This window comes from Paludisphaera borealis (genome assembly GCF_001956985.1).
GTDB lineage: Bacteria > Planctomycetota > Planctomycetia > Isosphaerales > Isosphaeraceae > Paludisphaera > Paludisphaera borealis.
Window position 1 is genome coordinate 236,054 of sequence record NZ_CP019082.1, and the last position, 25,478, is coordinate 261,531.

The window sequence follows — 25,478 nt, forward strand, 5'->3', positions numbered from 1 at the left end:
TCACTTCGCAATCCGAATCAGAAGATCCCGCCGCCGCCTCCGGCGGAAGAACACCACGGCCGACGGTGGACGCGACTGATAATGCGATTTATGTGCGCAGGTGTGGAAATTGAACGAATCTGCGTGTTGCGCATGCCTGCCCAAGAGGCCGTCGCATAAGTCCTGATCCATCGTCTCAAACGAAGGTTGGACAACCTTAGGAACCCCGACTACTGCAACTGAAGAATCGAACTAATTGATCAAGAATGCCTTGGCAGCAACAAATACCGTCAGGGCAATAGCCAAGAACAGAAGTCCAATCATGACCCATCTTAGTGGCAAGTTTCCCAACACCGACACCCACCACGGCGTTGGCGGCATCTTCTTCTCAAAGTCGGTCCCCTGATATTCACCTCTCTTGATGAGCGGTTCCCAATACTTCTCCACGAACTCAGGCTCGAAATACTGTCCGTGCCCCCCCGCATGGAAGCGGTCGTTGACCAGGACTGCCCCGAAACCGTGCGTCCCCGAGGCTCCGTAGCCCCAACTCAAGGACTTCGCCAGCACAGGCCAGATGTCAGCCTTCCCGCATTCGTTGACCACCTCGCCGTTGACACGCCCCTGTAGCTGGTGCCAGGGATAAACCTCCGGCAGGACGCATCCGCAAAGGATTAGTCGGTGGACCTTGAGGTCGAAGCCTTGCTGGAGGATCTCGCCGATGACGTACGTCCCAAAGCTGTGGGCAATGATCGACAGTTTGGCCTCGGGGTGGGTCTTTCGAGACCTCTGGAGGGCCACTCGCATCTGCGTTTTAACATGTTCAACTGGTCTGCGGCGTGTCCAAATGGGGAACCAGAATCGTAGGACGTCAAAGTAGCCGTACTTGATAGGGATGACCTCAATACGGCCGGCAATTTCGAGCTTCGACCGCACCATCGGTCCCCAGTCGGCCTGAGTCCTAATCCCGTGAATCAAAAGAACTACATGATTTCCGTCCACGCCGGACGAGGACGGGATTGTGTCGGGGGCGTAGGTTTCATCGGCCGGGCCCTCCGGTCGCTGGTAGTGAGGAACGACTTGTGCCGTCGCGACCGGCTGAGCGTCGCCGTTGCCGTGACTCTCCGGCGATTCCAAAAGACGAAATTGTCTCACCAACTCATCGACCACCTCGACGAGTTGAGCATGCTCTTCGAGAGACAGAATTGGGGCCTTCTCCGCCAAGGCCGGAGTCACGAACCAAATCCGGTGCCGATCCCAGATCACTTTCTCGCCTTCCTCGGCAGTCATCGTTGGCTTGATGCCGAGCATTTCTGCCTCGTCCGCCAGCTTGTCGGCCCCGTCGTGCTTTGCCACGTTTATTCCCAGTCGCCAAGAAAAGGCCGCATCGAGTAGCGGAAAATAGGTGGCTTCTCTGTGGGCCTTCAGGCGGTCGCGAATCTCTTGCAGACCATCGGTGGTCAGAGCGTAGGTCCAACCCCAGTTTTGAAATCGCCTCCCAACCATATCGGGCAGCCGGTCGATCTCTCGGCGAAGGCCTATAGAGAAAGGATGGGCTGGAAGTTGAGAGAGTCGGTCTTTGTATTCGAGATAGAAATGATTGAGCCAATGACCATTCGAAGCCAGCCCCCCCTCGATTTGGCAGAGCGGTTGAAAGAAGGGGTAGGGTCCTGGCAGGCGTTCAACGAGCATCGTTTCGCTTCCAAGGAAGTGACGGGCATGCTTCAAGATATCTTCGAGGATGTAGTACGGATGGCGAGACATGCGGCCCTACCCCGGAATCGAGGCGTCAATATTTAAGCAAGTAGGCTGGGCTCTTGCTGAGCCAATCACGCGAGCGGCCGGCAAAGTCCTTCAGGTCAATGATATCCGATCCTCGCTCACGAGCGGTGTCCAGAGCCGTGACCCTGAGCATGTTGGGATCGAGGCCCAGGCCGCTCACATACCGCTCGATGAGCTTCACCACCGCAACCTTCATCGGACGGTTGCGTTTCAGCTCAGCGATTTCTTTGAACAGCAAGGCAATGCCATGCATGATACAGAGTCGCGGCACTGAATGTCGGGCACCACGATGTTTGGCGACATAATGTGTCTTATGGCCCCAAACCCCCGGCGTTTCGGCCGTCGGAGGGCGTTCGATCGGTCGTCCCTCAGCCTTTGTTTCGGGGTCATAAAGTGGGCGGGCCGAACGCCCGGTCAGGCGACGATGTGGGGCACGCCGTAGAGGGGCACGTTCGGGTCGCGGCTGACGAGCTTGAATCCCTCGTGCCTCGCCTGGGCGATGATGAGGCGGTCGAACGGGTCGCGGTGGACGTCGGGCAGGGATTGCACGGCCAGGGCGTGGGGAATCGTCACGGCGAGCGGCAGGAAGCGGTTGGCCGTCATCGCCGCTTCGATGTCGTCGGGGGCGTCGAGCTTGCCCAACGCCTTCTTGATGGAGATTTCCCAGACGACGGCGGCGCTGACGTAGACGGTGTTCTTGCCGTCGCCGATGGCTTTCCTCGCGGGCTTCGAGAGCAGACTCGGGTCGTCGAGCCACCAGAGGAAGGCGTGGGGGTCGAGGAGCAGCGTCACTTCGCCGGTCCCATCCCGAACGCCTCCGGAAGTCCGATCCCAAAGGGCTGGCTGATGGGTGGCCCGGGTTCGGCTCGTCCGAACCCGGGGGATAGGCCGCGGTAATCGTCCACGGGGTCGCGTACGAACCCGTGCCACCCAGGGACTACGGCTAGGAGACCTGGTCCATGGTCACGGCCGCCTTGGCGTCGACCGACGCGCGGACCAGGAGGCAGGCGAGCACCGCCGCACGGCCGTGCTCGACCGTGCAGACCGGCTCGCTGCGGGTGCGCACCGAGTTGACGAAGGACCGGAGCGAGAGCAGCGTGTTGTTCGTTTCGGGGCCCCCCAGCTTCTGGTCGGGCTTCTTCGAGTCGGGCCGGTAGGAGAAGGTGCCCGAGTTGAAGTCGACGCCCCCCTTGAGGCCGATCAGCCGGGTGTACTCTTCGTTGAACTTGTTCGGCGCGACCCAGCTATGAATGATGTTCACGAACACGTTGCCGGGATACTCGACGACGCCCGAGTAGTAGTCGTGGACGTCGCGATCCGGCTGGCGGTCGCGGAACAGGTCGTCGCGGCCCATCGCCATGGCGCGCACGGGCTGGGCGTTGACGGCCCAGTTGAGCACGTCCCAGTTGTGCACGGCCTGCTCGACGATCCAGTCGCCCGACCGCTTCCGCTGGCCGAACCAGCCGAACAACGGCCCCCAGGAATTGGACCAGAGGATGCGGCCCTCGACGAGGTCGCCGATCTCGCCGTGGTGCACGGCGGCGATCGGCTCGATGAAGTGAGGATCGGCCCGGCGCTGGTGGCCGATCTGGACGATCTGCTTGCTCTCATGCGTCGCCTTCACCACGGCGTCGAGGTCGGCCCGGGTCAGGCACATCGGCTTCTCGCCGTAGAGGTCCTTTCCGGCCGCGATCACGTCGAGATAGCAGCGCGCGTGCAGGTCGACCGGGATGGCGCTGACGATCGCGTCGAGGCCGGGCTTTGCGAGGATTTCCTTCCACGTCCCGTCGGTGGTTCCTTCGGGCCGCTTCTGGCCGGCGTTCTCGACGGTCTTGAGCCCGCGTTCCAGGTGCTCGGCGTCGACGTCGCAGATGGCGCGGACGGCCACGCCGGGGATCTGCAAGAGGTTCTGGAGCAGGGCCGAGCCCCGGCTCCCCACGCCGATGAGGCCGACGTTCAGCGTATCGTTCGCGCCGCGCGACCCGGCCGCCAGCAGGGGCGCCGAGGTGATGGCGCCGGCGGCCGCGCCCAGGAAGGTTCGTCTCGGAATGCTCGTCATCGCGTGTTCTCCGGCCGGCACGGCCCGGACGGGGTCCGCCCAACACGCGGGACGGCCTCGTCGGCGCTCGTCCGACCGTCGTATTCGAATCGATCGGCCGGCGCGTCGCAAGGGACGACCACCGCCGCCTTCAGTGGGCGGCGTCGTTCAACGGAGGGAACGTTTCGCGGAGGATCGTCCGGACGGCCTGCTTCTCGTCGATCGGCAGGTAGGCGTAGTCCGGCGAGGGCGACGTTGGGTCGAGGGCTTTCTCCAGCTCACGGTCGACGGCTCGCCTGAGTTGCGGCGGGAGGCCGGTGAATGCGTTCGATTCGATCATGTAGGAACATCGATAACGCATCAGCCGACCATTCAACTCCAGATCGCGCAGGGAGCGGCCGCCGGATGCGACCTTGCGGCGCGCCAGGAAGTCGGCTTTGAACGTCTCCGACCCCTTCACTCCGCCCGGCGGGAGCGGCGCCTCGTCGGCGAAGAGCAGGTAGCGGACGAGTCCGCGGGCCGTCGTTTCCAGTTCCCGATCAACGACCTCGCCCCCCTCCGGATTCTGATGGAGGAGCGATCGGGTGCGATAGGTCGCGTCGACCGCGCGATTGACGAATCCCACCTGATGCTCGTGGAGGAGCTGGGGGAGAAGATCGCTGGTCGACGCCGGGTAGCGGCGGAGGTCGAACAGCTCGCCGGCCTTCATCGTTTTTTCCTGGACGCCGTCCTTGGTGTATTCGATGAGGATGTTGCCCCAATGACGCGAGAAGTCGGAGGCGTTGGTGACCAGCCAGCCACCGAAGCGTTGGTCGAGCGGGACGCCGTGCCCGCTCAGGCCGCGTCGGAACGCCTTCTCGCCCCCGCCCGACATTCCCGGAACGATCGATTCGATGACCAGTTGTGGGATCTCGTTCATCTCCGGCGTCGCGTGGCAGCTCAGGCAGTTCTCGCTCCTCCGGATGCGCGGCGTCTTTCCGGGGTCGAGCCGATTGAAGATGTAGAAGACGCCTCCCCGCTCGGGGTCGATCGAGATCACCTCGATCTGCCCCCCCGGCACGAACCCGACGTACGTGTCGTCGTTGAAATAGAGCGCCCGCGGCCGTCGGGGCGAGATGATCGTCTTCTGAAAACTGGACGCGGACGTGACGATCATCTGCGAGGAGACGGGGACGTCCAGGGCGCGGAGCAGGCTCGTCAGCAGCGAGAGCTCGTCGTCGACGTCGAGGGTCGCACGGCCCGCCTCAAGATCCGCCTTGAATCGAGCGAACGGGTCGAGCGTCGGTTGATCGTTGTATCGATGGATTGGGTCGTGGACGCCGGTCGGCTCCCCGGCGACTGCGGGGGTGGTGGGAGCTGGCAACCCGATTAGACCGCAGGCGAGCACGGAGGATCGTATCCATCGAACGTGGGCGGTCTTCAGACTGGGCATGCCTCTCCCTCTTCCTTTCCGTTTCCATTACGTCTCGAAGGTCGGGGGCGACCGACCGAGGTCGATCGCCCCTGTCGCGACGGCTAGTGGGAGGCAGCCGTCACTCGGCCTTCTCGATCTCACCTCCCGCGGACTTCCATCCGAGGATGCCCTTGGGGTAATGCTTGATGTTGGTGTACCCCAGCTCCTTGGCGGCCTTGGCGGCGGAGCGGTAGGCGGTGCAGCGCTCGTTCGCGCAGTAGGCGACGATCAGGGCGGACTTGTCGGCCGGCAGCTTCGAGGCGAGATCCTTCTCCTGCTTCTCGAAGTCGATCGCCTTGGGGATGTGCCCGTCCTTGTAGGTCTCGGTGCCATTGGCGTCGAGCAGCGTGACCTTCTTGGCCTCGATGGCCTTCACCAGCTCGTCATGGGTGATGTTGGGGTAGGTCGCGTCTTCGGCCCGGACGATTCCGGCTCCGGCGAACAGGGCGATGGTCAGCGCGATGGCGTGTCGCATCAGGTCTCTCCTTGGGTTGAGAACATCGAGACGAAAAGGGACGACGAACAGGCGGGGCGAGGCCCCGACGGGGTGCTCTAATGGCGAATTTCCAGGCGGGTGACCGCGAGCAGCGGGCGACCGTTCTCGGAGTGGACGATCCCTTCGGCGAGGACCGGCAAGGGGGTGCGGCCGCATCCTTCCCTGCGGTAGAAGTCGCGGCAGACCGCGTTGTCGGTCAGGTGTATCGTTCCATCGAGACCCACCTCATGGGCTCGGACGGCGGGACGGCACTCGTCGGATTCGTGGAGGATGCAGTGTTCGCACACGACCTCTCCGCGCAGCGAGATCCGCATCGCTTTTCCAGAGCCCGAACCGAAGGCGACGTATCCCGTCGCCGGGGCGGTTGTTCGACCCCAAGGCGTACTCGACACACGCCAGGCGATTCCGACCGCGGCCAGAAGCATCGCGGCGACCGCCGCGGCGCGGAGGACGAGGCTGCGATGGCTCGACGTCCTTGCGGGGGCGTCGGAGTCGTCGCCGAGGCGGGCGCGGACTCCCTCCCAGAACGCGTCGGCGGTGCGATGAGGAGCCTGTTCCTGGGACAAGAATTCCGAGAGCATCAAGTGCTCGCGCACGTCGCGCAGGCGGTCCGGATTGCACGCGAGTTCGTCGCGGAGGGCCTCGGCGTCCGGATCGGAAAGCGAGTCGTCGAGCAATCGACCGAGCAATTCATGATAACGCGTCTCGGTCATCGCCCCGCTTCTCCCGTCTTGCGTTCGATGCACGCCTTCACGATCTGCCGAAGCCGAAGGAGTTTCTGACGAAGCGCGTCTCCCCTCACCCGCATGCGCGCGGCCATCGCCTCGGCGAGTTCGCCGTCGGCGTACCGCCGCACGAGCAGCTCTCTGCCCGGCGGCGGCAGGTCTTGCAGGCACGATCGCAGCGCTTCAATCCATTCGGTCGCGGCGGGAAGCTGTTCACCGTCCGCCTGATCGACGAGGAAGTCGCCCAACCCCCCTTGGAGCAGCCGAGTTCTGCGTCCCGACTTCCGCCGTTCGTTGGCGGCGAGATTCCGCGCGATGCCGCGCAGCCAGCTTCCCGCGTCACGGGTGGAGTCCCACAGGCCGAGCTTCTGGTAGGCGACGAGGAAGGTCTCCTGGGCGAGGTCGTCCACTGAGGCTTCTTGCACCCCCAGCATGCGGATGAAGGCCCGGATTCCGGCCTGCTGGTCCCGAACCAGCTTTTCCAGAACGCCCGCCCGCCCGTCGGCCGTCGTCGCTTCATTCATCTGCGTCTTCGCCGCGGACAGACGATCCATCCGCGGCTCGGCGCCGCGGAACGCCTCGATCTTGTAGGTCTCGTTTCCCGGCGGTTGCATCGTGGATGGTCTACCCCGCGACGGGGCGGCGGGTAGGGCTCGAGACATAAGCGATCCCTGCGTGTACGCGATTTCTTGCTTGGCCTCGCGAGAACCTTGTCGCGGAGACGCCGTCCGTGACGAACTCGCGACGCCGAATTCCGAATCCCCGCTGGCGAATGCTGGAAGCCCTTGGGGTGAATCCATGCAAAATCCCCTCGACGGATGGAAGGCGTCCGCCGAGGGGATTGGGGTTTGCGAGTCGGTTGCGGGCGGGCTTAGTGGCCGCCGCCGGAGCCTGGCCCGTGGCCGGTTCCTCCGCCGTGGCCGTGGGCCGAGGCGTGGCCGCCCTGGAAGACGGCGTGCTTGGAGTCGCCGCCGGCGGCGATGTAGGCGACGAGGTCGAGGATCTCCTCGCGGGTCAGCTTGTCGAGCAGGCCCTTGGGCATGGTCGAGACCGGCGACTTGGCGCGGGCGGTGATCTCCGACTTCTTGATCACCTTCGGCACGGTGCTCAAGAGCGGGTTCTCGACGACCTTCACGACGTCGGGCGTCTCCTCGACGATCAGGCCATTGACGACCTGGCCCGAGTCCAGCTCCAGGGCGTAACCGTAAAACTTCTCGTTGATCTTCGCCGACGGGTCGAGGATGTTGCGGAGCAGGTCGGCCGGGTTCTGTTTCGGTTCGAGCTTGGCGAGGTCGGGGCCGAACTCGGCGCCGACGCCGTCGACGCGGTGGCAGGTGACGCAGGTGGCGAGCTGGAAGAGCTGCTTGCCGTTGCTGAACGATCGGCCGTTCTCAAGCTGGGCGACCGAGGCCGCCAGGTCGTCGAACTTCCATTCCGTGCGGGGACGGGTCGACTTCAGGAGTTCGTCGGCGATCGGCACGGGGTGGGCGGCCAGGTACGATTCGGGGGCGGCGAGGTACTCGTCGAGATCGTCGACGACGTAGAGCGCGCCGTACATCCGCCGCCAGTGGCCCGGATAGGTGCAGACGTAGGGATAGACGCCGGCCTGCGACGGGGCGTTGAAGGTCAGCTTCTCGACCTCGCGCGACGGCAGCAGGCGGCTGGCCAGGAGGATCTTGTTCGAGGCCGGCACGTACTGCCGCTTGACGGCGTCAGGTTGCAGGGCCGTGCTCTCGGCCAGGAGGCCGATCTCTTCGAGCGCGCCGGGCTGGGTCACAACGAGGTTGTGAGGCATCATGTCGACGTTCTCGAACACGATCTCGACCGGCTTGCCGGCCTGGACGACGATCCGGTCGACGTCGTACCGCATCTGTTCGAGCACGGAGGCGATCCGGATCACGCGGACGCCCAGGCTCCGCAGCTCCTTGCGGACGGCCTTCGCCTGGTCGGCCGGCAGTCGCGAGGCGAGCAGGTCGCCCAGTTGAAGCGCGTCGACGGCCGAGGTCGAGCCGCGGTCGGCGGGCGGGAGGGCGCGGACCGAGGCGATGACGTTCTCGACCAGCGGCTTCAGCTCGTCGTCGGGCCAGTAGGCCGAGGGGATCTTCTTGAGGGCCAGGATCGCCGCATGCCGGTCGATCCCCTCACGGACGAACTTCGCGAGCGCCTTGAAGGTCGGGACTTCCTGGCCCCGGATGGTGGTCAGGGCGTCCATCGCGGCGCGCCGGACTGTCCCCTGAGGGTCTTCGGCGGCGAGGTCGAAGGCCGATTTGGGCGTGGGCGCGGGGTTCTCGCGCTTCTGATAGACCACCTTGTGGTTGGCGTCCAGGACCGTCAGGTCGAAGCCCCGGAGTCGCTTGCCCAGCTCGCCTTCGGTCCGGTTGTGGACGACGACGGCCTCGATGGGGATCTCGGTCCCCATGTCGATCTCCCACCACGGTTCGTCGGTGTCCTCCTCGGTGTGGGTCTGGCTGCCGTGGCCGTATTCGCCGTCCGGGTTGCCGTCGGTGGCGCGTGAGGCGTCGCCGCCGTTGGACGTGTTCTTCTGCGAGGCTTTCCCCTGGCGAGAGACGTTGCGGCCCTCGCTGCGGACTTCCACCTCCGCCAGCGTGAGCGTTCCCTTGCGGGGCAGCGCGATGCGGACGAACCGGCCGAACACCCCCCGGCCCGATTTCGACGTCGCCAGGCCGGCGGGCAAGGCGTGGAGCAACGGCTCGACCTTGGGGTAGAGGCTGGCCCGGACGATCGGGTCGCGGATCAGCGGGGCCGTCGCCAGGAGGTCGCGGAGCGAGCCGACCGACCGGACGGCGAGGCTCCAGGCGTGGTCGATCGAGCCCTCGGACGCGATCAGGGCGGAGTAGCCGAACTGGCGGACGATCGGCAGCTTGGCGGTGGCCGCCAGCTTCTCGAAGTCGGCCCGCGACGCCGCGAGCGCGGCCGGGTCGCGGTCGCCGAGCAGCCGGAGCAGCTCGATCACGACGCCTTCGTCGAGGTCGTCCCCTCGGCCGTCGCGGCCGGCGAGGGCGTCGGCCAGGACCTTCGCTTCCGACGTCTTGGCGAGCTTGGCCAGGTCGCCGAGCGCCTGCCGGCGGTCCTCCTCGCGAACTCCCTTGCGGAAGAGGACTTCCTGGAGCACGCCCCGGCTTCGCTTCATCTTGAGCAGGTCGTCGACGCTCACGTTGTGGAGGAAGTACCGCGCCCCGGCGTCGCTCGAAAACTCGATCGAACGGCCCTCGGCGAGCGCCTTCTTGACGTACGGTTCGAGCGCCCGGAGCGTCTCGGCTCGGGTGTAGTCGAGGTAGTAGTCGGAGGCGCTCTCGGTGGAGATCAGGGCCACGTCGACGGCCTCGGGGACCGTGAAGAAGCTCGCCGCGCGAACGGCTTCAAGGCGGACCCGGGGATGCTCGTCGGCCGCCAGCTTCTTGAGCAGGTCGAGCGCGTCGGGGACGCGGTCGTGCCAGTAGCAGAGGACCCGGACGGCCGCGGCCCGCGCCCGGGGGTCGGCGGACGTCAGGTTTTGCTTGAGCAGCTCAAGGTTCGTCTTGTCGTGGAACTGGTGGACCCAGAGGGCTTCCAGGAGGTGGTGGTCGAAATTCGGGTCGTTCTTGTCGAGCCCGGCGACCCATGTCTTGGCCGCCGCGAGCACCGCCGCGGTGTCACGGCCGCCGAGTTCGGCCTTGGCCCGGTAGCGGACGCGGTCTTCGGACGACTTGAGGAGGTCGAGCAGCGCCTCGATCGGCTGGCCGGCGATCTTCGCGGGGGTCGCCAGCGCCCGACCTTCGTGGGTCACGCGGTAGACGCGGCCGTGGGCGCGGTCGCGGCTGGGGTCGCGGAGGTTGTGCTGCATGTGGCCGATGATCGGGTTGATCCAGTCGAGGAAGTAGATCGCGCCGTCGGGGCCGACCTCGATGTCGACGGGCCGGAAGCTGGGATCGGACGAGGAGACGACCGGCTCTTGCTCGACGGCCGTGAAGCCCGACCCGGCGTCCTGATACCGGTAGCGTTGAATCCCCTGGAAGCCGATCACGTTGGCCGACAGCAGGTCGCCCTGCCAGTCGTCGGGGAAGTGCGGGCTGGAGAGGATCTCGGTCCCGCCGCACGGCCGGGTGTGCTGCTTGAAGTACCGATTCATCGCGCCGTGCTTGTGCGGGTATTCAAGATGCCCCGAGAACGCGGTGCCGAAGTAGTTGTCGTTGCCCGTGCCGTCAGTGACGAAGTCCTGGCCCCAGCGGTCGAAGACGTGACCGTGGGGGTTGGCGAAGCCGTAGGTCACGTAGACCTCGATCTTCTGCGACCGGGGCTCGTACCGGAAGACGCCCGCGTTGGCCAGCCGCACCGGCGGGCCGAAGGGGGTCTCGATCTGCGAGTGGTGGAACGTCCCTTCCTGGAAGTAGACGGCGCCGCCCGGATCGACCCGGAAGCTGTTCGAGGCGTGGTGGGTGTCGGCCGAGTCGATGCCGCTGAGGACGCGCGTCTTGACGTCGGCCTTGCCGTCGCCGTCGGTGTCTTTCAACAGCACGACGTCGGGCGCCTGGGCCACAAGGACGCCCTGCGGGACGATCTCGAAGCCTGTCGGGCAGTGCAGGCCGTCGGCGAAGGTGGTCTGCTTGTCGGCCTTGCCGTCGCCGTCGGTGTCCTCAAGGATCAGGATCTTGTCGTTCATCGCCTCCTTGGGCTTCCAGTGCGGATAAGTAGGCCAGCAGGCCACCCAAAGCCGCCCCTTGGCGTCGAACGTCATCTGCATCGGCTTAGCGAGGTCGGGGAACTCTTTCTCTGAAGCGAACAGGTTGACCTTGAGCCCCTTGCCGAGCGTCATCTTGGCGATGGCTTCTTCGCCGCTCAGGAAGATGTGCTCGCCGTTGGGGCCTTGGCCCGGCTTGTTGGTGATCACCGGGATGAACGGGGGCGTGTTGGAGTCGTCGACCTTCAGGTCGCCTCCCTGGGCGATCGCCCAGATCCGCTGATCGCGGTTGGCGGTCATGACGTCGAGGACTTCCATCTCGCGCTGGGCGACCACGCGGTTGGTCTGGCCGTCGGTGAACGCCAGGTCGGCCCGGCCGCCGAAGATCGAGTAGCCGTCGACCGTCCGGTAGCGGTTGAACCAGATGAAGCTCTTGTCGACGACCGCCTGCCGGAGTCGCTCAAGCTGGGCGGCGTCGCGCAGGGGCTCGTCGTTGGGGAACAACGCGCGGTCGACGACCTCGGCGAGCTGGCGGTTCCCCTCGGGCGTGAGGTGGATGCCGTTGATGGTCAGCGGCGTTTTGGCCGCGGCGTAGAGCTTCTGGGTCGGGTGGAACAGGTCGATGAACCGGACCTTGTGGGCCTCGGCCGCGTCGGCCATGACGGCCGTCAGCCGTTCGAGCCGGACGTTGTTCTCCTTGCCGTCGGGGAGCGACGGATCGTGCAGGTCTTCGTGCGCGATCGGCGAGAACAGGACCAGGCGCGGCGGCGATTCGCCGTTGTATTTCTGGGAGAGCGTGTGCTTGATGAAGGCGTCGAGGTCGGTGCGGAACTGGGCGAGGCCGCCGAACGACTCGTTGTACCCGAAGAACGCGCAGACGACGTCGGTCCGATTGCGGCGGAGCCATTCGTCGGGCGAGCCGAAGTCTTTCGATCGCAGGCGGGTGGTCAGCTCGTCGCCCGAGAATCCGAGGTCGCGGATCGTCAGCCGGTGTTCGGGCAAGCGGCTGTGGATGTAGGTTTCGAGCCAGCCGTCGTGCTGCATGCGGTCGGCCAGAGTGTTGCCGACCACGCTGATATGGGCCCCCTTGGGGACGGTCAACCTGGGGTCGGGAACTTTTCCGTCCTTGGCGAACAACGTCGGCGCCGAGACCGCCAGGAGCCCGCACAAGACCATCGAGACCGCGCGTCTCGACGCGAACCGAGCCGTTCCCGCGCGCCGTCGCGTCTCGCTTTGACGGTGTAATTCCATGATGATGCTTCCCTTGGGACGTTTGTGGAGGCGCCCGGTGAGTTTGCGTCGAGGGTCGGTTGACAGAGGTCCTTCATTGTCCGAAGCCCGGCGCGGGAATTCAACCGGGTTTCGACGTCAATGCCCAGCCCCAGCCCCGGCCCCTGCCAGGGCGAACTCGCCGCGAGCCAGCGCGTCGGCCTTGCGGTTCCAGGCGAACAGGAGGGCGATCCCGGATGCGCCCAGGCCCGTCGCCAGGCCGATCCAGAGGCCGATGACGCCATGTCCGGCGGTGAACGTCAGCAGGTAGCCGAGCGGCAGGCCGACGCCCCAGTAGGCCGCCAGATTGCAGACGACCGGCGTGCGGGTGTCGCCGGCCCCACGCATCGTCCCGGTCGAGACCCCTTGAAGGCCGTCGAAAAGCTGGAAGGCCGATGCGACGATCATCAACGTCGCCGCCTGGGCGATCACCTCGGCGTCGGTCGTGAACAGCGATGCCAGCGCCCGGGGGAACGCCGCCATGACCAGGCCCGCGGCGGTCATGAACGCCGCGCCGAGGATCACGGCGATCCAGCCCGCCCGCCCCGCCGCCGCCGGCTCGCCCCGGCCGAGCGCCTGGCCCACGCGCACCGCCCCCGCCGACGACAGGCCCAGGGGGATCATGAACGTCACGCTGGCGACGTCGAGAACGACGTGATGGGCGGCCAGTGAGACCGGATCGAGCCTCCCCGCCAGGGTCGTCGCCGCCGCGAACACGCCGACTTCGAGCGTCACATGCACCGCCGCCGGCAGGCCGATCACCAGCAGCCGGACGATCGACCCGAACCGGGGCGCGAACCGCGCGCGGAGGAAGCCCGACTGATTCCAGACGTCGCGATAGATCACGTAAACCAGCAGGAAGCCGGCCATGTAGCAGCGGGAGAACGCCGTCGCCCAGCCCGAGCCCGTCACGCCCATCGCGGGAAAGCCGAGTCGACCGTAGATCAACACCCAGTCGGCCGCCGCGTTGACGAGGTTGGCGCTGACGAGGGCGAACATGATCGGCTGGACGACCCCCATCCCCTGGAGATAGCGCCGTAGGGCCGCGTACAGGAAGAGCGCCGGCGTGCCCCATGTGAGCGCCTTCAAGAACGGCTTGGCCTGCGCGAGCACGACGGGGTGCAATCCGAGTTGGTCCGACAGTGGAATGGCCGCCCAGAGTCCAAGCATCGCCAGCGGGGCGATGACCGCGACGAGGTAAAGCCCCTGGACCAGCCAGTCGTGGCATTCCTCAGTCCGCCCCGCCCCGTATGCCTGCGAGACCAGGGTGTCGAGGCCCAGCAGCAACCCCATGCCGAAGATGGCGACCGCGAAATAGAGCGCATTGCCCAGACTGACCGCGCCGATCGCCTCGGCCCCGAGCCGGCCGACGAAGATCGTGTCGACCACCCCCATCGCCATCCATCCCAGCTCCGCCGAGATCACCGGCCCGGCCAGGCGCAGCATCGGCCCCAGCTCGACCCGCAGACTCCGCCGCAACAATCCGCCCTGAAACCGATCCATGAACCCCATCCACTCAAGCGTCGGATCCGAGTCGCGTCGTCGTTACAATACAGTGGCCGTTCGCCCGTCCTTTCATCAAGGGCACGTTGCGCCCCGAGGGGGTTCGCGCATGGGATCGAAGTCGCCGTTCATCGCCGCCGTGAAATCCGCCTTCGAGGACGAGCGTCGTCGATGGTGGATGTTCTACTTCGCCATCCTCATGGTGGGCATGGTCGTACACTCGATCTACGTCGCTGCGGTTGGATACCACCCTGAAGACTATGTCGCATCCCATCCGTGGGCGCAGCCACTCGATCGAGGCCTCTTCGTCCTGACGCTGGTCCTCACGATCGCCGCCGTCGCCTTCTGGGTCGTCTGCATCTGGAAAACCATTCACGCCGAGAGCCTTTGAGAAAGGCTCTTGGTCCTCGTCTTGCTGACGAGTGGTTCGCCCTTCGAGGCGGCCAAGAATCGGCTGGGAAGAATCCCGAGGGTCGCCGAGCTGGCCTCGACCCTGCAAGAGGTCCTCTTCCTTCCGGTGCCCTTTGTGGCTTTATGGTTCCTCGTCTACGGCTTCAAGCAAGCGCAAGAGGCGAACAAGAAGGAAGTCGAGGCCTACAAGGCCCGCAGGGCATCGAAACCCCATGAAGTCGTGGACCTCGCGTCCGCGGGGGAAACCGCTGGAAGACGAGTCCCACCACGACGCGGACGACGATGGATTTGAACCAGGGGGCGGCTGGCGACCCGAAGCCCTCACACCAGGGGATCGATGCGTTCCGGGTGGGTGTAGACGTTGAAGCTCGGCCCGCGGAGGAAGCCGATCAGGGTGATCCCCAGGCGGTCGGCGACTGAGACGGCCAGGCTCGACGGGGCCGAGACGGCGGCGACGATCGGCACCCCCGCGACGGCCGCTTTCTGGAGAATCTCGAAGCTGGTCCGGCCCGAGACGAGCAAGATCCGGCCGCTCAGCGGCAGCTCGCCGTCGAGGAAGGCGCGGCCGACCAGCTTGTCGACGGCGTTGTGCCGTCCCACGTCCTCGCGGACGGCGATCAGGCGGCCCTCGGCGTCGAACAGGCCGGCGGCGTGCAGGCCGCCGGTGCGGTCGAACGCTTTTTGAGCCCCTCGCAGGCTCTCGGGCAGACCAATCAGGATCGAACGGCCGACGACGGGGCCCGGGGCGACGGCTTCACAGCGGACGGCCACCTGATCGAGCGCGGCTTTGCCGCAGAGGCCGCAACTCGACGTCGCGAAGAAGTTGCGCTTCAGCGCCGAGCCGTCGAACGGCCGCGAGAGGACGACGTGGACGATGTTGCAGGCCCGATCGCCCAGCAGGTCCGTTTGCGACGCTCGCTCGACCGGCGCGACGACCTCGTCGCCGACGCCGATCAGGCCCTCGGTGCGCAGAAAGCCGACGGCCAGCTCGAAGTCGTGGCCGGGCGTCCGCATCGTCACGGCCACGCTCTCCGGCTTCTGGCCGAGCCCGCCGGCGCGGATCTCCAGCGGCTCCTCGACGACGACCCAGTCGGTCCGCGCGCGACGCCCCTCGGGCCCCTCGGCCAGGACCTCGACCCGCGCGACTTCGGAGGGTACGGCCGCCGAGGCGATCCGAAGGACGCCGGCCGGCTTGGTGCTGCGCTGGTCGCTCATCGGTGCCTTGAGAAAGCCGTCGTCGTCGGCTTCCTTCCCGAAGAAATTCCGTCCCGGTGAAACCGGATTTTTCGCCTTTTGGTCGGCGGTCTCGCGTCTAGAATGGAATGATAGGAGGACGGAGGCCGACAAGGCAACCGTCGGCCGGAGACGCCCGCCGCAAAAGACCTTGCCGGCGTGATACATGAAGTTGGACGTCTTTGCGTATTCGCATCGAAACGTGATTCGTCGTTCTTTAGATTTCGCTTCCTGAGATTCCACCGATCGACGGCCGATGAGCCGCGCCGAGGGCCGTGATGACGACTGAACCCGACCTCCCGATTCCGAACGAGTCCGACCCCCTGCCCGATCTCGAAACCGATTCACGCTTTCCGTCCGGACCGTGGGTCGGCTACTTCCTCCAGTCCGAGATCCCGCCGGGCCGGCACCCGATGGAACTGCACCTGACTTTTCGCCACGGCGTCGTCACCGGCGAGGGCCGCGACTTCGTCGGCGAATTCCTGATCCGAGGCCGCTACCAGGTCGAGGACGGCAAATGCTGGTGGACCAAGCGGTTCATCGGCAAGCACGACGTCACCTATCAGGGTTACAACGAAGGCAAGGGGATCTGGGGGAACTGGGACATTCCCCCGAGCTGGCGGGGCGGCTTCTACATCTGGCCCGAGGCGATGGGCGACCCGACCCGCCGGACGCTCCACGAGTCGATCGACGAGCCCGTCGACAAGGTCATCGTCAGCGAGATCCCCGCGGAAGTCGGCGTCGGTGCGTGAGACGGTCGGTTCTCGGCGCCGTCAAGCGTCGGCGTCAGGTGAGAGCCGTTTGACCATCGTGATGGTGTTGCCGGTCGAGTTGAACGTCACCTCGTCCATGAAGGTGCGGATCAAAAGCAGCCCCCGGCCGCCGATGCGGAGGAGGTCTTCGGGGTCGATCGGCTGGTCGATTCGCGAGGTGTCGAACCCGGGGCCTTGATCGCTGACCACGAACGTCGCCGACCGGCGGTCGAGGCGGGTCAAAACGCGAATCCGGCGCGATTTGTAGGGCTCGCGGTCGCGCCGGGCTTCCGCCAGATCGAAGAAGATCCGCTCGTCTTCCTGGCGGAGTTCGGAGCTGACCTCCAGGTTGCCGTGGTAGAGCGCGTTGACGAGCGCCTCTTGCAAGGCGACGCGGATGCGGATCTGCGCCGGGCGGTCGAGGACGCCCAGGCCGTCAAGCTCTTCCTGGAGCAACTGGACCAGCGACCCGACGAGGTTGGGGTCGTTGCCGATGTCGAAGGTCGACTCGCGGCGCTCGACGCACTGGAAGAGCTGCTGGCGGCGGCGGTCGGCGTTGAAGACGTCCAGGACCTGGCGCACCATGCCGACCAGGTCGCGCGCCAGGTCTTTCTTGGGGAGGTAGTTCGCCGCGCCGGCTCGAAGCGCCTGGATGGCCACGTCTTCGCTGCCGAAGGCCGTCATCAGGATCAGCGGGACGCCCGGCCGCCGCTTGCGGACCCGTTGCACCAGCTCCAGACCGTCCATGTCGGGCATGAACAAGTCGGTCAGGATGACGTCGGGCGTCTCGCTCTCGACCGCTTCCAGGCCGGCGACGCCTCCCGAGGCGAAGGCGACGCGCACGCCTTCCATGCCTTGCAAGAGCCTGGCGATGACCTGGTGCTCGAATTCGGAGTCGTCGACGACGAGCAGCTTCATCAGCCGACCCGTCGTCTGGGACGACCCAGGAGTTCGAACGTCGTCCTTGCACCCGGCTGACATGCCGTCCTCCTCCCTACATCTTCGGATCAGTCCATTGGAACTTCCTAAATATGGTGCAATCAATCAGGTGAAAGCAAGCCGGCGCGGAGGATTCGTCGCGGAACCATCGATTTTCAGGTCAGCCGAACCAGCGGCGGCGGCAGGCCTGAGGTTTCGCGCCCTGGAGCCAGCGCCGGAGGTCGGCGGCGAACGCCTGGCACGAGGCGTAGCGGCGCTCGGGACGCTTCGCCATCGCCTTGCGACAGATGTCCGCCAGCGGGCGCGGGATGTGTCGGTCGATGTCGCGGGGGTCGGGGGGATCGTGATGGATCGCGTGGAACAGGACGTACGACGGCGGTCCGCAGAACGGGGGGCGACCGCAGAGCAGCTCGTAGAAGACCGCACCCAGGCTGTACTGATCGCTGGCCGGCACGACCGCGCTGCACGCGCCGACGGCCTGCTCGGGGGCGATGTAGGCGGGGGTGCCGAGGATGGTCCCCGGCGGCGTGGGGGCGTCACCGGAATCGGGCCGGTAGGCGATCCCGAAATCCATCAGGTAGATCTCGCCCTGGGCGTCGAGGCGGACGTTGGCCGGCTTGACGTCGCGGTGGACGATGCCGAACCCGTGCGCGCACGCCAGGGCTTCGGCCAGTTCGGCGGCGATCTCCGCGCCGCGACGGTATGAGAGCCGCGTCTCGGCGAGCACCTCGGCCAGGCTCTTTCCCTCGATCAGGGCCAGGGCGATGTAAAGCTGATCGCCGTCGCGGCCCGCCTCGTACACCGAGACCACCCGGGGATGCCGCAGCCGGGCCAAAGCGCGCGCCTCGCCGAGGAACCGCTCGAAGGCGCGGGCCGACCGGGGAGCGCCCGCTCGCAGCAACTTGAGGGCCACCTCGCGTTCCAGAGTCGGGTCGAAGGCCCGATAGACCGTGGCGTGCCGGCCCTCGCCGAGCAGTCCCACGATCCGGAACCGCCCCAGGCCGCGCGTGTCGGCCGCGGTCGCTCGCTGAAGCTCTCGGGTCTCCCGCCGCGTCGGGGCCGATCGGGGCGGCGCCGCCGTCGCGACGGCCGTCAGGCCGGGCGCCGGAAGGCTCGCGAGCACGCCGCCGGGCATCGGCGCGGAGGCGGCGGCCAGCAGGAACCGGCTGTCGTCGACGTCGACATCGACATCGTCGGGGTCGTCGTCGAACGGCGCCGCCAGGAACTCGCCGCTGTCGAAAGAGTGGGCGTGAGCGTGGGCGTGGCCGTCGCGGATCGTCGAGAACGCGAACTCCCGCCCGGCCGTCTCAGGCCCGAGCCGCGGTGCCTGCCTCGGCAGCGGGCCCAGAACGTGCGCCCACCCGGAATCCGTGTTCGAAGCCCCGCCGGCTGGCAGCTTCGTCAGGCATCGGGGGCATCGGAATATCCTCCCGAGTGGATCTTCTCCGAGCTGGGAGATTCGGCCGCACGAAGGGTTCGGACATTGCACGGCGATTGTCATCGCGACCTCCTCTCCACTCTTCTCAAGCCCCGCCTTCGCTCCTGAAGGCGGGTTGCGAACGGGCGACGTCCTCGACGCTCCGTCGGCCGTTTGCCGGAAATCTCGAGATGCGATAAGCTGGCTGTCGACGACCCGGAACGAATGCCGTCCGGCCGCGGTGATGCTTTTTCGCAACGTGGAATCAAGGCGACTTTATGTTCTCGCCCGATCTCTCCGCAAGTAGGAAACGCAGTCGATGGGCGTAATTAGGACGGATATTCGGCATGTTCGGCAAAACCTGCCCCGCTTGTCTTGCCTCGTCCGTACGATCGCCACGACCGTGATTGGGTTTAAGGGCGAGTTGTTTTTAAATGATGCGAGTTCGGGGCGGGTCGATTTCAATCAAAACACCATAAGAGCGATCAATGAGTGCGAGCATTCTCGATGAGATCGTCGCCTCGAAGCGGCGCGAAGTGGCCGCCGGGCGGAAGCGGATGCCGATCGAGGAGCTGGAGGCCCAGGCGGCCGAGGCGCCGCCGGTCCGCGACTTCCGGGCGGCCCTCGACGGCCGGGGGGCGATCCAGCTCATCGCCGAGGTCAAGAAGGCCAGCCCGTCGGTCAAGGTGATCCGCGAGGACTTCGAGCCCGTCGCGATCGCCCGCGCCTACCAGCAGCACGGCGCGGCCTGCATCAGCGTCTTGACCGACGTCCCCTATTTCCAGGGCCACCTCTCGTACCTCGCTCGAATCCGGGCGGCGGTGGTGATCCCCTTGCTGCGCAAGGACTTCCTGATCGACGAGTACCAGGTGGTCGAGGCCCGCGTGGCCGGCGCCGACGCGATCCTGCTGATCGCCGAGATCCTCGACGACGCGACGATGGCCCGGCTTCTGGAGCGGGCGCGCGAGCTGGGGATGGCGGCCCTGGTCGAGTTCCACGATCCGGCCAATTTGCCCCGGGTGCTGGCCGCGGGCGCCGATCTGGTGGGCGTCAACAACCGCGACCTCCACAGCTTCACGACCGACATCGACCGAACCTTGCGGCTTCGCGACCAGATCCCGCCCGAGATTCTCCTGGTCAGCGAGAGCGGCATCCACGACCGCGCGCAGGTCGAGCGCCTCGAAGCCGCCGGCGTCTCCGCGATCCTCGTCGGCGAATCGCTCCTGCGCAAGCCCGACGTCGGCCTGGCCGTCGAGCGCCTCCTGGGCCTCGCGCCCGAATCGCGTTGATCCCCGCTGGAGGCACCACGATGACTGAGGCGATCGACGTAGACGCTTACTTCCATCGGATCGGCTACGAGGGCGGTCGCGCGCCGACGCTTGAAACCCTTCGCGCCCTCCATCGACTGCACCCGGAGGCGATCCCGTTCGAGAACCTCGATCCGTTGCTGGGGCGGCCGGTCCTCCTCGACGTCTCGTCACTCGAACGAAAGCTGGTGCGCGAGGGGCGCGGGGGCTATTGCTTTGAGCACAACCTGCTGTTTCGCGACGTCCTGAAGGCGCTCGGCTTCGCCGTGACGGGCCTTGCGGCCCGGGTCCTCTGGAACGCGCCTGAAGGGGCGGTCACGCCTCGGACGCACATGCTGCTACGCGTCGAGATCGACGGCGAACCGTACGTCGCGGACGTCGGCTTCGGCGGCCAGGTCCTGACGGGGCCCCTGCGCCTCGAAGCGGACGTCGAGCAAATCACGCCCCACGAGCCGTTCCGCCTGGTCAGGGCGGGTGAGCAGTTTGTGATGCAATCGAAGATCCGGGACGCGTGGGTTTCGCTCTACCGGTTCGATCTCCAGGAACAATTCCCGCCCGATTACGAGGTCGCCAACTGGTACGTCTCGACCCACCCGGCCTCGATTTTCGTCAACGGCCTGCTCGCGGCGAGGACGACGCCCGATCGCCGCTACGCCCTCCGGAACAACCAACTGGCGGTGCATCACCTGAACGGCGGCACCGACAAGCGCACGCTCGCAACCGCCGCCGAGATCCGCGAGACGCTCCAGGCCGCGATCGGCCTGACCTTGCCCGACGCGCCGGGGCTGGACGAGGTCCTGACGCGACTGATCGCGCAATTCGAGTGATGCCGATGCATGTCGATTAGGCGATGAATGGTGAACTCATAATTCCGCTGCTTCCCCCGCCAAGCATTGGGGCTATGCGAGCGAAAGATCTTGGTTCGTCTTGTGCATGGGCGCAGGATATCAGATTATGAAGCGCGCAGTGCTTTTGGACTTGGGTGGATGCAAAGGCGAGCTTGTGCATGTTAGAAGTCGTTCCGATTCTATCTATGCAGCAAGACGGGCGTGTCTTGAGGAAACGATCATGGCGAAGAAGACCGATCCCAAGAAAGCAAAGACTTCAGCTCAGGTTGCCAAAAAGGAAATCATCAAAGTTGCGGCAGAGGATCTGCCTCGTCGGTCGATCGAGGAGGCCAAGAAGGTAATCGAGGCCATTTATCGCAACTATGCAACCAATCCCGTCGGTTGGGAAGAGATTGCAGGGCTCCTGCAAGTCAAGGCGACCACAAACGTAAACCGGTATCCGCTTTGGGCTGCGGTCGCTTATGGGATGCTCAGTAAGACCGAAAATGATACTTATGAAATCACAGAAACCGGCAGAAAGATTGTAGCACCTGAATATCCTGGAGATGATACCGAAGGCAAGGTCAAAGCTCTGTTAACGCCCAGGGTTCTCAGTAAATTCTATACGGACTTCAATGGGCATTCCCTGCCGGAGCAACTTCATTTTCCCAATGTGTTGGAAAACCGTTATCAAATCCCCCGAGACCGTACAGCCGAAGCAATCAAGCTGATCATCGACAATGGCCTTTACGCGGGAGTGCTTCAAGAGCAAGGTGCTGGGACATACCTTGTGCGTTTGGAGCAGTCTGCGATACCGATAACTCCGGGGAAGCCTCCTATTTCTTCTGCAAGCGATCTTCGGGAGCCAAGCCACGCATACGACGTTCAAGATGATCTACACGAAGGTTGGGAAACGGTTTGCTTTTTTATTACTCCCATTGGAGACGAGGGAACCGAGCAGCGTCAGCACACAGACATGATTCTCAAACACGTGGTCGAGCCTGCGGCCAAGGAGTACGGGCTTCAGGTGATCAGGGCAGATAAGATCGAGCGATCAGGACTCATAACACAGCAGATCTTCGAGCATCTCGTTTGTGCTCGAGTGTGTGTTGCCGACCTGTCGTTTGCCAACGCTAACGTTTTTTATGAGCTAGGCGTGAGGCATACATGCAAGCTTCCGTCTGTGCAGTTAATTCGAAAGGAAGATAGAATCCCGTTCGACGTTGCTCAAGGCAGAACAATCATGGTCGATACGACGGACAGGTATTCTATTACAGACCGGTTGGCTTCCGCACAGCGAGAATTGAGCCAACACCTTAAGCATATAATGAGTTCAGATCACAGCGAGCCGGGAGAAGACAATCCCGTGCATCTCTATCTCCCGAAGCTAAAAATCTCCACAAAATGAAAGACAACTAGAGCATGTTTTGAGCTACAGACTCGAAATACCAGTTGCTTGGTGAGTTCAGCGGTCGAAGTCATCGTCTTGGCCTCGCTCCACGAAAACTCCCTGCCATTCAAGCTTACGCTTCGTAAACACACTCTAAAACACCTGGTTGATGCCGAACCAGATCACCGGGCCGCCGGGGACGCCGAGGGGCTGGGCGACATCGACGCGGAGGGTGGCGCGTTCGAGGAATGAGAAGAGGACGGCGTCCCACCGCAGGCCGACGCCGGGGCCGTAGACGATCGGACCGAAGTGTCCGTTGAGGTACGACTGGCCGATGTCGACGAACGCCGCGCCATAGAGGTTGCGGAACGAGACCATGTGGTCGACGACGTCGGTGTTGAGGTTCCGCCAGATCGGGAATCGCCATTCGCCGGTGATGATCCAGACGGACGATCCCTGGAGCGAGGTCAGGTCGAGCGCCCGCAGCCGCTGACCGCCGCCGAGGCGGAACATCGAGGCGTTGCCGGGCGACGACCAGCCGCCGTAGCCCCGGAACGCGAACCGGCTGTGCGGCAGGATTCCCCACGACTCCGGGACCTTCTTGACGAAGCCGTACTGGCCGACGACCCGGACGTAATCGAGGCTCGAACCCCAGAGCGCATTGCCGTACTCGGCGGCCACGTCGATGAGCTGGCCCTGCACCGGGTCCCAGTACGGGAACTGGGTGTTCTGGCGGTACCGCGCGCCCACCGCGCCGAGGTACTGCTCGACCGGCCGGCCGTCGTCGCCTTGCCAGAACTCGTTGCCCAGGCCGTAGTAAAATTCGTAGAAGACCGGATCGTCGACGATGAAGCTCGACGATTCCAGGAGCCGCTTGCGGAGGTAGGCGCGGCCCCCTGAATGGCGCTTGTCGTTGTAGAAGTTGTACAGGCCCTGCTCGTAGAAGAAGCCGGTGGCCCAGTTCGGTTTGGGCAGGTGGAACAGCGTCGCCTCGCCGCCGAAGATCGCCTCGCGGAGCGCCGGCTCGGTGCCGGCCCAGCCGACGACCTGCCACTTGTTGATCCGCTGGACGCCCGCCTTGACGCCGCCCCGGGCGTACTGGTCGATGAACGGCCCGGCGACGACCGAGATCCGGTCGTGGGCCTGGAACTGGGACGAGAGGTCCAGGGGCGTCACCATCGGAGTGACCTTCCAGGCGACCTCGGGCTTCCATCGGTTGTCGTCGGGCTGGGCGTCGAGCAAGGCGTGCCCGGGATCGACTTCAACCTGCCTCGGCGGCCCTTCGGTCTCGACCGTGACCCGCCAGCGGCGACCGTCGCGCGTGACCCGGCCGCCGGGGACGTCGTAGCTCCCCTTCCCCGGCACGATCGGCACCCGGACGTCCTGGGTTCGGCCCTTGACGAGCAGCTCGGTGGGCTCTTCCATCTTGCCGCGCTGTTCGAGATCGATGGTGACCTGGCGGACGTCGGCGTCGACTTTCGAGCCGGTGGCCTCGGCGACCTTCACCTCGTCGATCGCCCAGTCGGTTTCGTGGTGGTTTTCGACCCAGCCTTCGAGGAACGCCGGCCAGTCGCCCTGGGGGTCGAAGGCGGCGAGATCGTGCTTGAACTCGGCGTAGGAGAGGTTTTCGAAGGCGTGGTCGTGATAGAGCTTGCGGAAGAAGGCGAAGAACCGCTCCTCGCCGAGCCGGTTGTGGATCATCTCGACGACCTTGCCGCCGCGGTCGTAGGCCAGGCTGAACAGGGTTCCGAGGTTGCCCATCTGGTCGAGGTTCTGGAGGATCGAGCCGCCGCCCCCCTTGCGCCTCCAGCCGTAGTAGCCGGCCATCCGCATGTCTTCGCGGCCGATCGTGGGGAGCCAGTCGATCCCCTTGGGCCAGACGATCAGCGGGCCGTTGCGGCCGTACTTGGCGTCGAGCCGGAGCGCGGTGAAGCAGTTGACCAGGCCCTCGTCCATGAACGTCTCGGCGTAGCCGTCGGCCCCGACCGTGTTCCACCACCACTGGTGGCAGGTCTCGTGGGTCACCAGGTGCTCGATGTACCGCTGGCCGGCCGTCGGCAGCCGCATCACGCGGTCGTCGAGCAGCACCAGGCCCGAGCACTCGTTGCCGTTCCAGCCGAAGAACGACGGCGCGATCTCGAACTCGGTGTCGGCGTACGGGCCGAACCACTTCTCGTACTGGGGAATCACCTCGCAGGCGTAGTCGAGCGCCCGCTGCGCGTTGGCGGCGTGCTCGGGGCAGCCGTGAACCTTGACGCGGGTCGCGCCGACCTGGCGTTCCCAGGTCTGGAACCGGTTCGAGCAGACCAGGGCGAAATCGCGGACCGGCGGAGTCTCGATCGTCAGCCGCTGCCAGCCTTGGGCCGTCGCCTTACGGTTGATGATCCGACCCGTCGAGGCGACCACCTGATCGGCCGGCAGGTCGACGATCACCCGGTAATGACCGGCTTCCTGGTGCCAGGGCTGATGCCACGGCACGAACGGCTCCCGCCGCCAGCCCTGGTCGTCGTGGAACGCCAGAACCGGATACCAGTTCAGAAGATACGTGATCCCCTCGTACGACCCCCACCTTCCCCACTGCTCGGGCAGGTCGACCGTGAAGTCGATCACGGCCTCGACCCGGCCGCCGGGGGCGACGGCCTGCTTCAACGGGACCACCATGATCGTGTCGATCTTGGGATCGAATTCAAAACCGGCCGGCGCGCCGGCGATCGAGACCTGGGTCACTTCGAGACGTCGGCCGGCGGGGTCGAGCGCCTCCTCCGGGCTCAGTCGCAAGACCTCCATCGTCTTGGCCAGCTTGATCTTGTCGCCCTCCGGCACCTTGAAGCGCGGATAGACGTGCATGACCAGCTCGCGGACGGGGATCTTGGAACGGTTGGTGAAAACCAGTCGCTCCCGCGCCCGGACCTTCCGCGCCTGGGGGTCGATCCGGACCGAGAGGTCGTACCGCGGCAGCCCCGGCGGGACCGGCAGCGTCGGGGTTTGCGGAGTCGGTAGAATCTGGGAAGAGGCGAGGGCCGGGCTCGGGCTCGGTCTTGGCGCCGTCGGTCCTTGGGCCGAGGCGCGCGGCATCAGTGCCAGACTCAGTCCGACAACCCCCATCCACCAACCCACGAACCGAATCGAACCACCCATCCGTGCGCGAGGCTCCTCCTTCGTCGGCAGAGCGCCGCTCGAAGGCGGATGGTAGCAGAATACCGAGATCCGACAAGTTTAGGCCTGGGGGCGAACGGCTCTGGATTTCGATGGTCGCCTGGCGTCGGGTTTGCTGACGAAGTT

General features: G+C 65.4%; 19 protein-coding genes. 5 read left to right on the plus strand and 14 right to left on the minus strand.

The annotated features are described in order from the left end of the window. Window positions 1-231: 231 nt before the first annotated feature. From BSF38_RS00995 to BSF38_RS01045, 10 genes are all read right to left on the minus strand, one after another. Window positions 232-1,740: a lipase family protein gene (locus BSF38_RS00995; RefSeq protein ID WP_145951913.1), complete on the minus strand. Its 1,509-nt coding sequence runs from the start codon at window positions 1,738-1,740 to the stop codon at window positions 232-234. 25 nt (window positions 1,741-1,765) lie between these two features. Then, the gene (locus BSF38_RS01005; RefSeq protein ID WP_076343059.1) at window positions 1,766-2,011 is read right to left on the minus strand and encodes a hypothetical protein; all 246 of its coding nucleotides are present in this window, start codon (window positions 2,009-2,011) and stop codon (window positions 1,766-1,768) included. Window positions 2,012-2,172: 161 nt separating this feature from the next. Next, on the minus strand, window positions 2,173-2,550 hold the full coding sequence (locus tag BSF38_RS01010; RefSeq protein WP_076343060.1) for a type II toxin-antitoxin system VapC family toxin: 378 nt from the start codon (window positions 2,548-2,550) through the stop codon (window positions 2,173-2,175). Window positions 2,551-2,701: 151 nt separating this feature from the next. Further along, window positions 2,702-3,817, minus strand: coding sequence for a Gfo/Idh/MocA family protein (locus tag BSF38_RS01015; RefSeq protein ID WP_076343061.1), 1,116 nt, complete (start codon window positions 3,815-3,817; stop codon window positions 2,702-2,704). Window positions 3,818-3,947: 130 nt separating this feature from the next. Beyond that, the gene (locus BSF38_RS01020; protein WP_237170686.1) at window positions 3,948-5,228 is read right to left on the minus strand and encodes a hypothetical protein; all 1,281 of its coding nucleotides are present in this window, start codon (window positions 5,226-5,228) and stop codon (window positions 3,948-3,950) included. Window positions 5,229-5,328: 100 nt separating this feature from the next. Next, window positions 5,329-5,724 carry a rhodanese-like domain-containing protein gene (locus BSF38_RS01025; RefSeq protein WP_076343063.1) on the minus strand — a complete coding sequence of 132 codons (396 nt, stop codon included), beginning with the start codon at window positions 5,722-5,724 and terminating at the stop codon, window positions 5,329-5,331. Between the two features lie 77 nt (window positions 5,725-5,801). Beyond that, on the minus strand, window positions 5,802-6,458 hold the full coding sequence (locus BSF38_RS01030) for an anti-sigma factor (protein ID WP_076343064.1): 657 nt from the start codon (window positions 6,456-6,458) through the stop codon (window positions 5,802-5,804). Further along, on the minus strand, window positions 6,455-7,084 hold the full coding sequence (locus BSF38_RS01035; RefSeq protein ID WP_237170687.1) for a sigma-70 family RNA polymerase sigma factor: 630 nt from the start codon (window positions 7,082-7,084) through the stop codon (window positions 6,455-6,457). The genes BSF38_RS01030 and BSF38_RS01035 overlap by 4 nt, the downstream gene beginning before the upstream one ends. Window positions 7,085-7,341: 257 nt before the next feature. After that, the gene (locus BSF38_RS01040) at window positions 7,342-12,399 is read right to left on the minus strand and encodes a PVC-type heme-binding CxxCH protein (RefSeq protein WP_237170688.1); all 5,058 of its coding nucleotides are present in this window, start codon (window positions 12,397-12,399) and stop codon (window positions 7,342-7,344) included. A gap of 117 nt (window positions 12,400-12,516) precedes the next feature. Beyond that, the gene (locus BSF38_RS01045; protein WP_076343066.1) at window positions 12,517-13,920 is read right to left on the minus strand and encodes an MATE family efflux transporter; all 1,404 of its coding nucleotides are present in this window, start codon (window positions 13,918-13,920) and stop codon (window positions 12,517-12,519) included. A gap of 109 nt (window positions 13,921-14,029) precedes the next feature. Here BSF38_RS01045 and BSF38_RS01050 point away from each other — a divergent pair, with 109 nt between their 5' ends. After that, complete coding sequence (locus tag BSF38_RS01050) at window positions 14,030-14,311, plus strand: hypothetical protein (protein WP_076343067.1); 282 nt, start codon at window positions 14,030-14,032, stop codon at window positions 14,309-14,311. Window positions 14,312-14,652: 341 nt separating this feature from the next. Here BSF38_RS01050 and fdhD read toward each other — a convergent pair whose 3' ends face one another. Continuing rightward, window positions 14,653-15,546, minus strand: coding sequence for a formate dehydrogenase accessory sulfurtransferase FdhD (gene fdhD / locus BSF38_RS01060; protein WP_083713703.1), 894 nt, complete (start codon window positions 15,544-15,546; stop codon window positions 14,653-14,655). A gap of 296 nt (window positions 15,547-15,842) precedes the next feature. Here fdhD and BSF38_RS01065 point away from each other — a divergent pair, with 296 nt between their 5' ends. Next, entirely contained in the window at window positions 15,843-16,316 is a 474-nt protein-coding gene (locus tag BSF38_RS01065; protein WP_076343069.1) for a hypothetical protein, read from the plus strand. Window positions 16,317-16,337: 21 nt separating this feature from the next. On the opposite strand, the gene BSF38_RS01070 is transcribed toward BSF38_RS01065, so the two are convergent. Next, window positions 16,338-17,297 carry a response regulator gene (locus BSF38_RS01070; protein ID WP_083712596.1) on the minus strand — a complete coding sequence of 320 codons (960 nt, stop codon included), beginning with the start codon at window positions 17,295-17,297 and terminating at the stop codon, window positions 16,338-16,340. Between the two features lie 118 nt (window positions 17,298-17,415). Then, window positions 17,416-18,756, minus strand: coding sequence for a protein kinase domain-containing protein (locus BSF38_RS30285; RefSeq protein WP_145951914.1), 1,341 nt, complete (start codon window positions 18,754-18,756; stop codon window positions 17,416-17,418). 404 nt (window positions 18,757-19,160) lie between these two features. Between BSF38_RS30285 and trpC the strand changes: the two genes are divergently transcribed. The 3 genes from trpC to BSF38_RS01090 all read left to right on the plus strand — a co-directional run bounded on the left by trpC (window position 19,161) and on the right by BSF38_RS01090 (window position 22,214). Next, complete coding sequence (trpC, locus tag BSF38_RS01080) at window positions 19,161-19,961, plus strand: indole-3-glycerol phosphate synthase TrpC (protein ID WP_076343072.1); 801 nt, start codon at window positions 19,161-19,163, stop codon at window positions 19,959-19,961. Between the two features lie 20 nt (window positions 19,962-19,981). Beyond that, on the plus strand, window positions 19,982-20,806 hold the full coding sequence (locus tag BSF38_RS01085) for an arylamine N-acetyltransferase family protein (protein WP_076343073.1): 825 nt from the start codon (window positions 19,982-19,984) through the stop codon (window positions 20,804-20,806). A 241-nt stretch (window positions 20,807-21,047) separates the two neighbouring features. After that, on the plus strand, window positions 21,048-22,214 hold the full coding sequence (locus tag BSF38_RS01090) for a hypothetical protein (RefSeq protein ID WP_076343074.1): 1,167 nt from the start codon (window positions 21,048-21,050) through the stop codon (window positions 22,212-22,214). 135 nt (window positions 22,215-22,349) lie between these two features. Here BSF38_RS01090 and BSF38_RS01095 read toward each other — a convergent pair whose 3' ends face one another. Beyond that, window positions 22,350-25,334, minus strand: coding sequence for a M1 family aminopeptidase (locus BSF38_RS01095; protein ID WP_237170689.1), 2,985 nt, complete (start codon window positions 25,332-25,334; stop codon window positions 22,350-22,352). Between the last annotated feature and the right edge of the window lie 144 nt (window positions 25,335-25,478).

Bases quoted from the DNA above. Each gene is read 5' to 3' on its own strand.
- BSF38_RS01090 (WP_076343074.1), top strand. From the start codon at position 21,048: ATGGCGAAGAAGACCGATCCCAAGAAAGCAAAGACTTCAGCTCAGGTT.
- BSF38_RS01015 (WP_076343061.1), bottom strand. From the start codon at position 3,817: ATGACGAGCATTCCGAGACGAACCTTCCTGGGCGCGGCCGCCGGCGCC.
- BSF38_RS01005 (WP_076343059.1), bottom strand. From the start codon at position 2,011: ATGCATGGCATTGCCTTGCTGTTCAAAGAAATCGCTGAGCTGAAACGC.
- trpC (WP_076343072.1), top strand. From the start codon at position 19,161: ATGAGTGCGAGCATTCTCGATGAGATCGTCGCCTCGAAGCGGCGCGAA.
- BSF38_RS01065 (WP_076343069.1), top strand. From the start codon at position 15,843: ATGACGACTGAACCCGACCTCCCGATTCCGAACGAGTCCGACCCCCTG.
- BSF38_RS01070 (WP_083712596.1), bottom strand. From the start codon at position 17,297: ATGTCAGCCGGGTGCAAGGACGACGTTCGAACTCCTGGGTCGTCCCAG.
- BSF38_RS01035 (WP_237170687.1), bottom strand. From the start codon at position 7,084: ATGCAACCGCCGGGAAACGAGACCTACAAGATCGAGGCGTTCCGCGGC.
- BSF38_RS01050 (WP_076343067.1), top strand. From the start codon at position 14,030: ATGGGATCGAAGTCGCCGTTCATCGCCGCCGTGAAATCCGCCTTCGAG.
- BSF38_RS01045 (WP_076343066.1), bottom strand. From the start codon at position 13,920: ATGGATCGGTTTCAGGGCGGATTGTTGCGGCGGAGTCTGCGGGTCGAG.
- BSF38_RS01085 (WP_076343073.1), top strand. From the start codon at position 19,982: ATGACTGAGGCGATCGACGTAGACGCTTACTTCCATCGGATCGGCTAC.
- BSF38_RS01095 (WP_237170689.1), bottom strand. From the start codon at position 25,334: ATGGGTGGTTCGATTCGGTTCGTGGGTTGGTGGATGGGGGTTGTCGGA.
- BSF38_RS30285 (WP_145951914.1), bottom strand. From the start codon at position 18,756: ATGACAATCGCCGTGCAATGTCCGAACCCTTCGTGCGGCCGAATCTCC.
- BSF38_RS01025 (WP_076343063.1), bottom strand. From the start codon at position 5,724: ATGCGACACGCCATCGCGCTGACCATCGCCCTGTTCGCCGGAGCCGGA.
- BSF38_RS01020 (WP_237170686.1), bottom strand. From the start codon at position 5,228: ATGCCCAGTCTGAAGACCGCCCACGTTCGATGGATACGATCCTCCGTG.
- fdhD (WP_083713703.1), bottom strand. From the start codon at position 15,546: ATGAGCGACCAGCGCAGCACCAAGCCGGCCGGCGTCCTTCGGATCGCC.
- BSF38_RS00995 (WP_145951913.1), bottom strand. From the start codon at position 1,740: ATGTCTCGCCATCCGTACTACATCCTCGAAGATATCTTGAAGCATGCC.
- BSF38_RS01040 (WP_237170688.1), bottom strand. From the start codon at position 12,399: ATGGAATTACACCGTCAAAGCGAGACGCGACGGCGCGCGGGAACGGCT.
- BSF38_RS01030 (WP_076343064.1), bottom strand. From the start codon at position 6,458: ATGACCGAGACGCGTTATCATGAATTGCTCGGTCGATTGCTCGACGAC.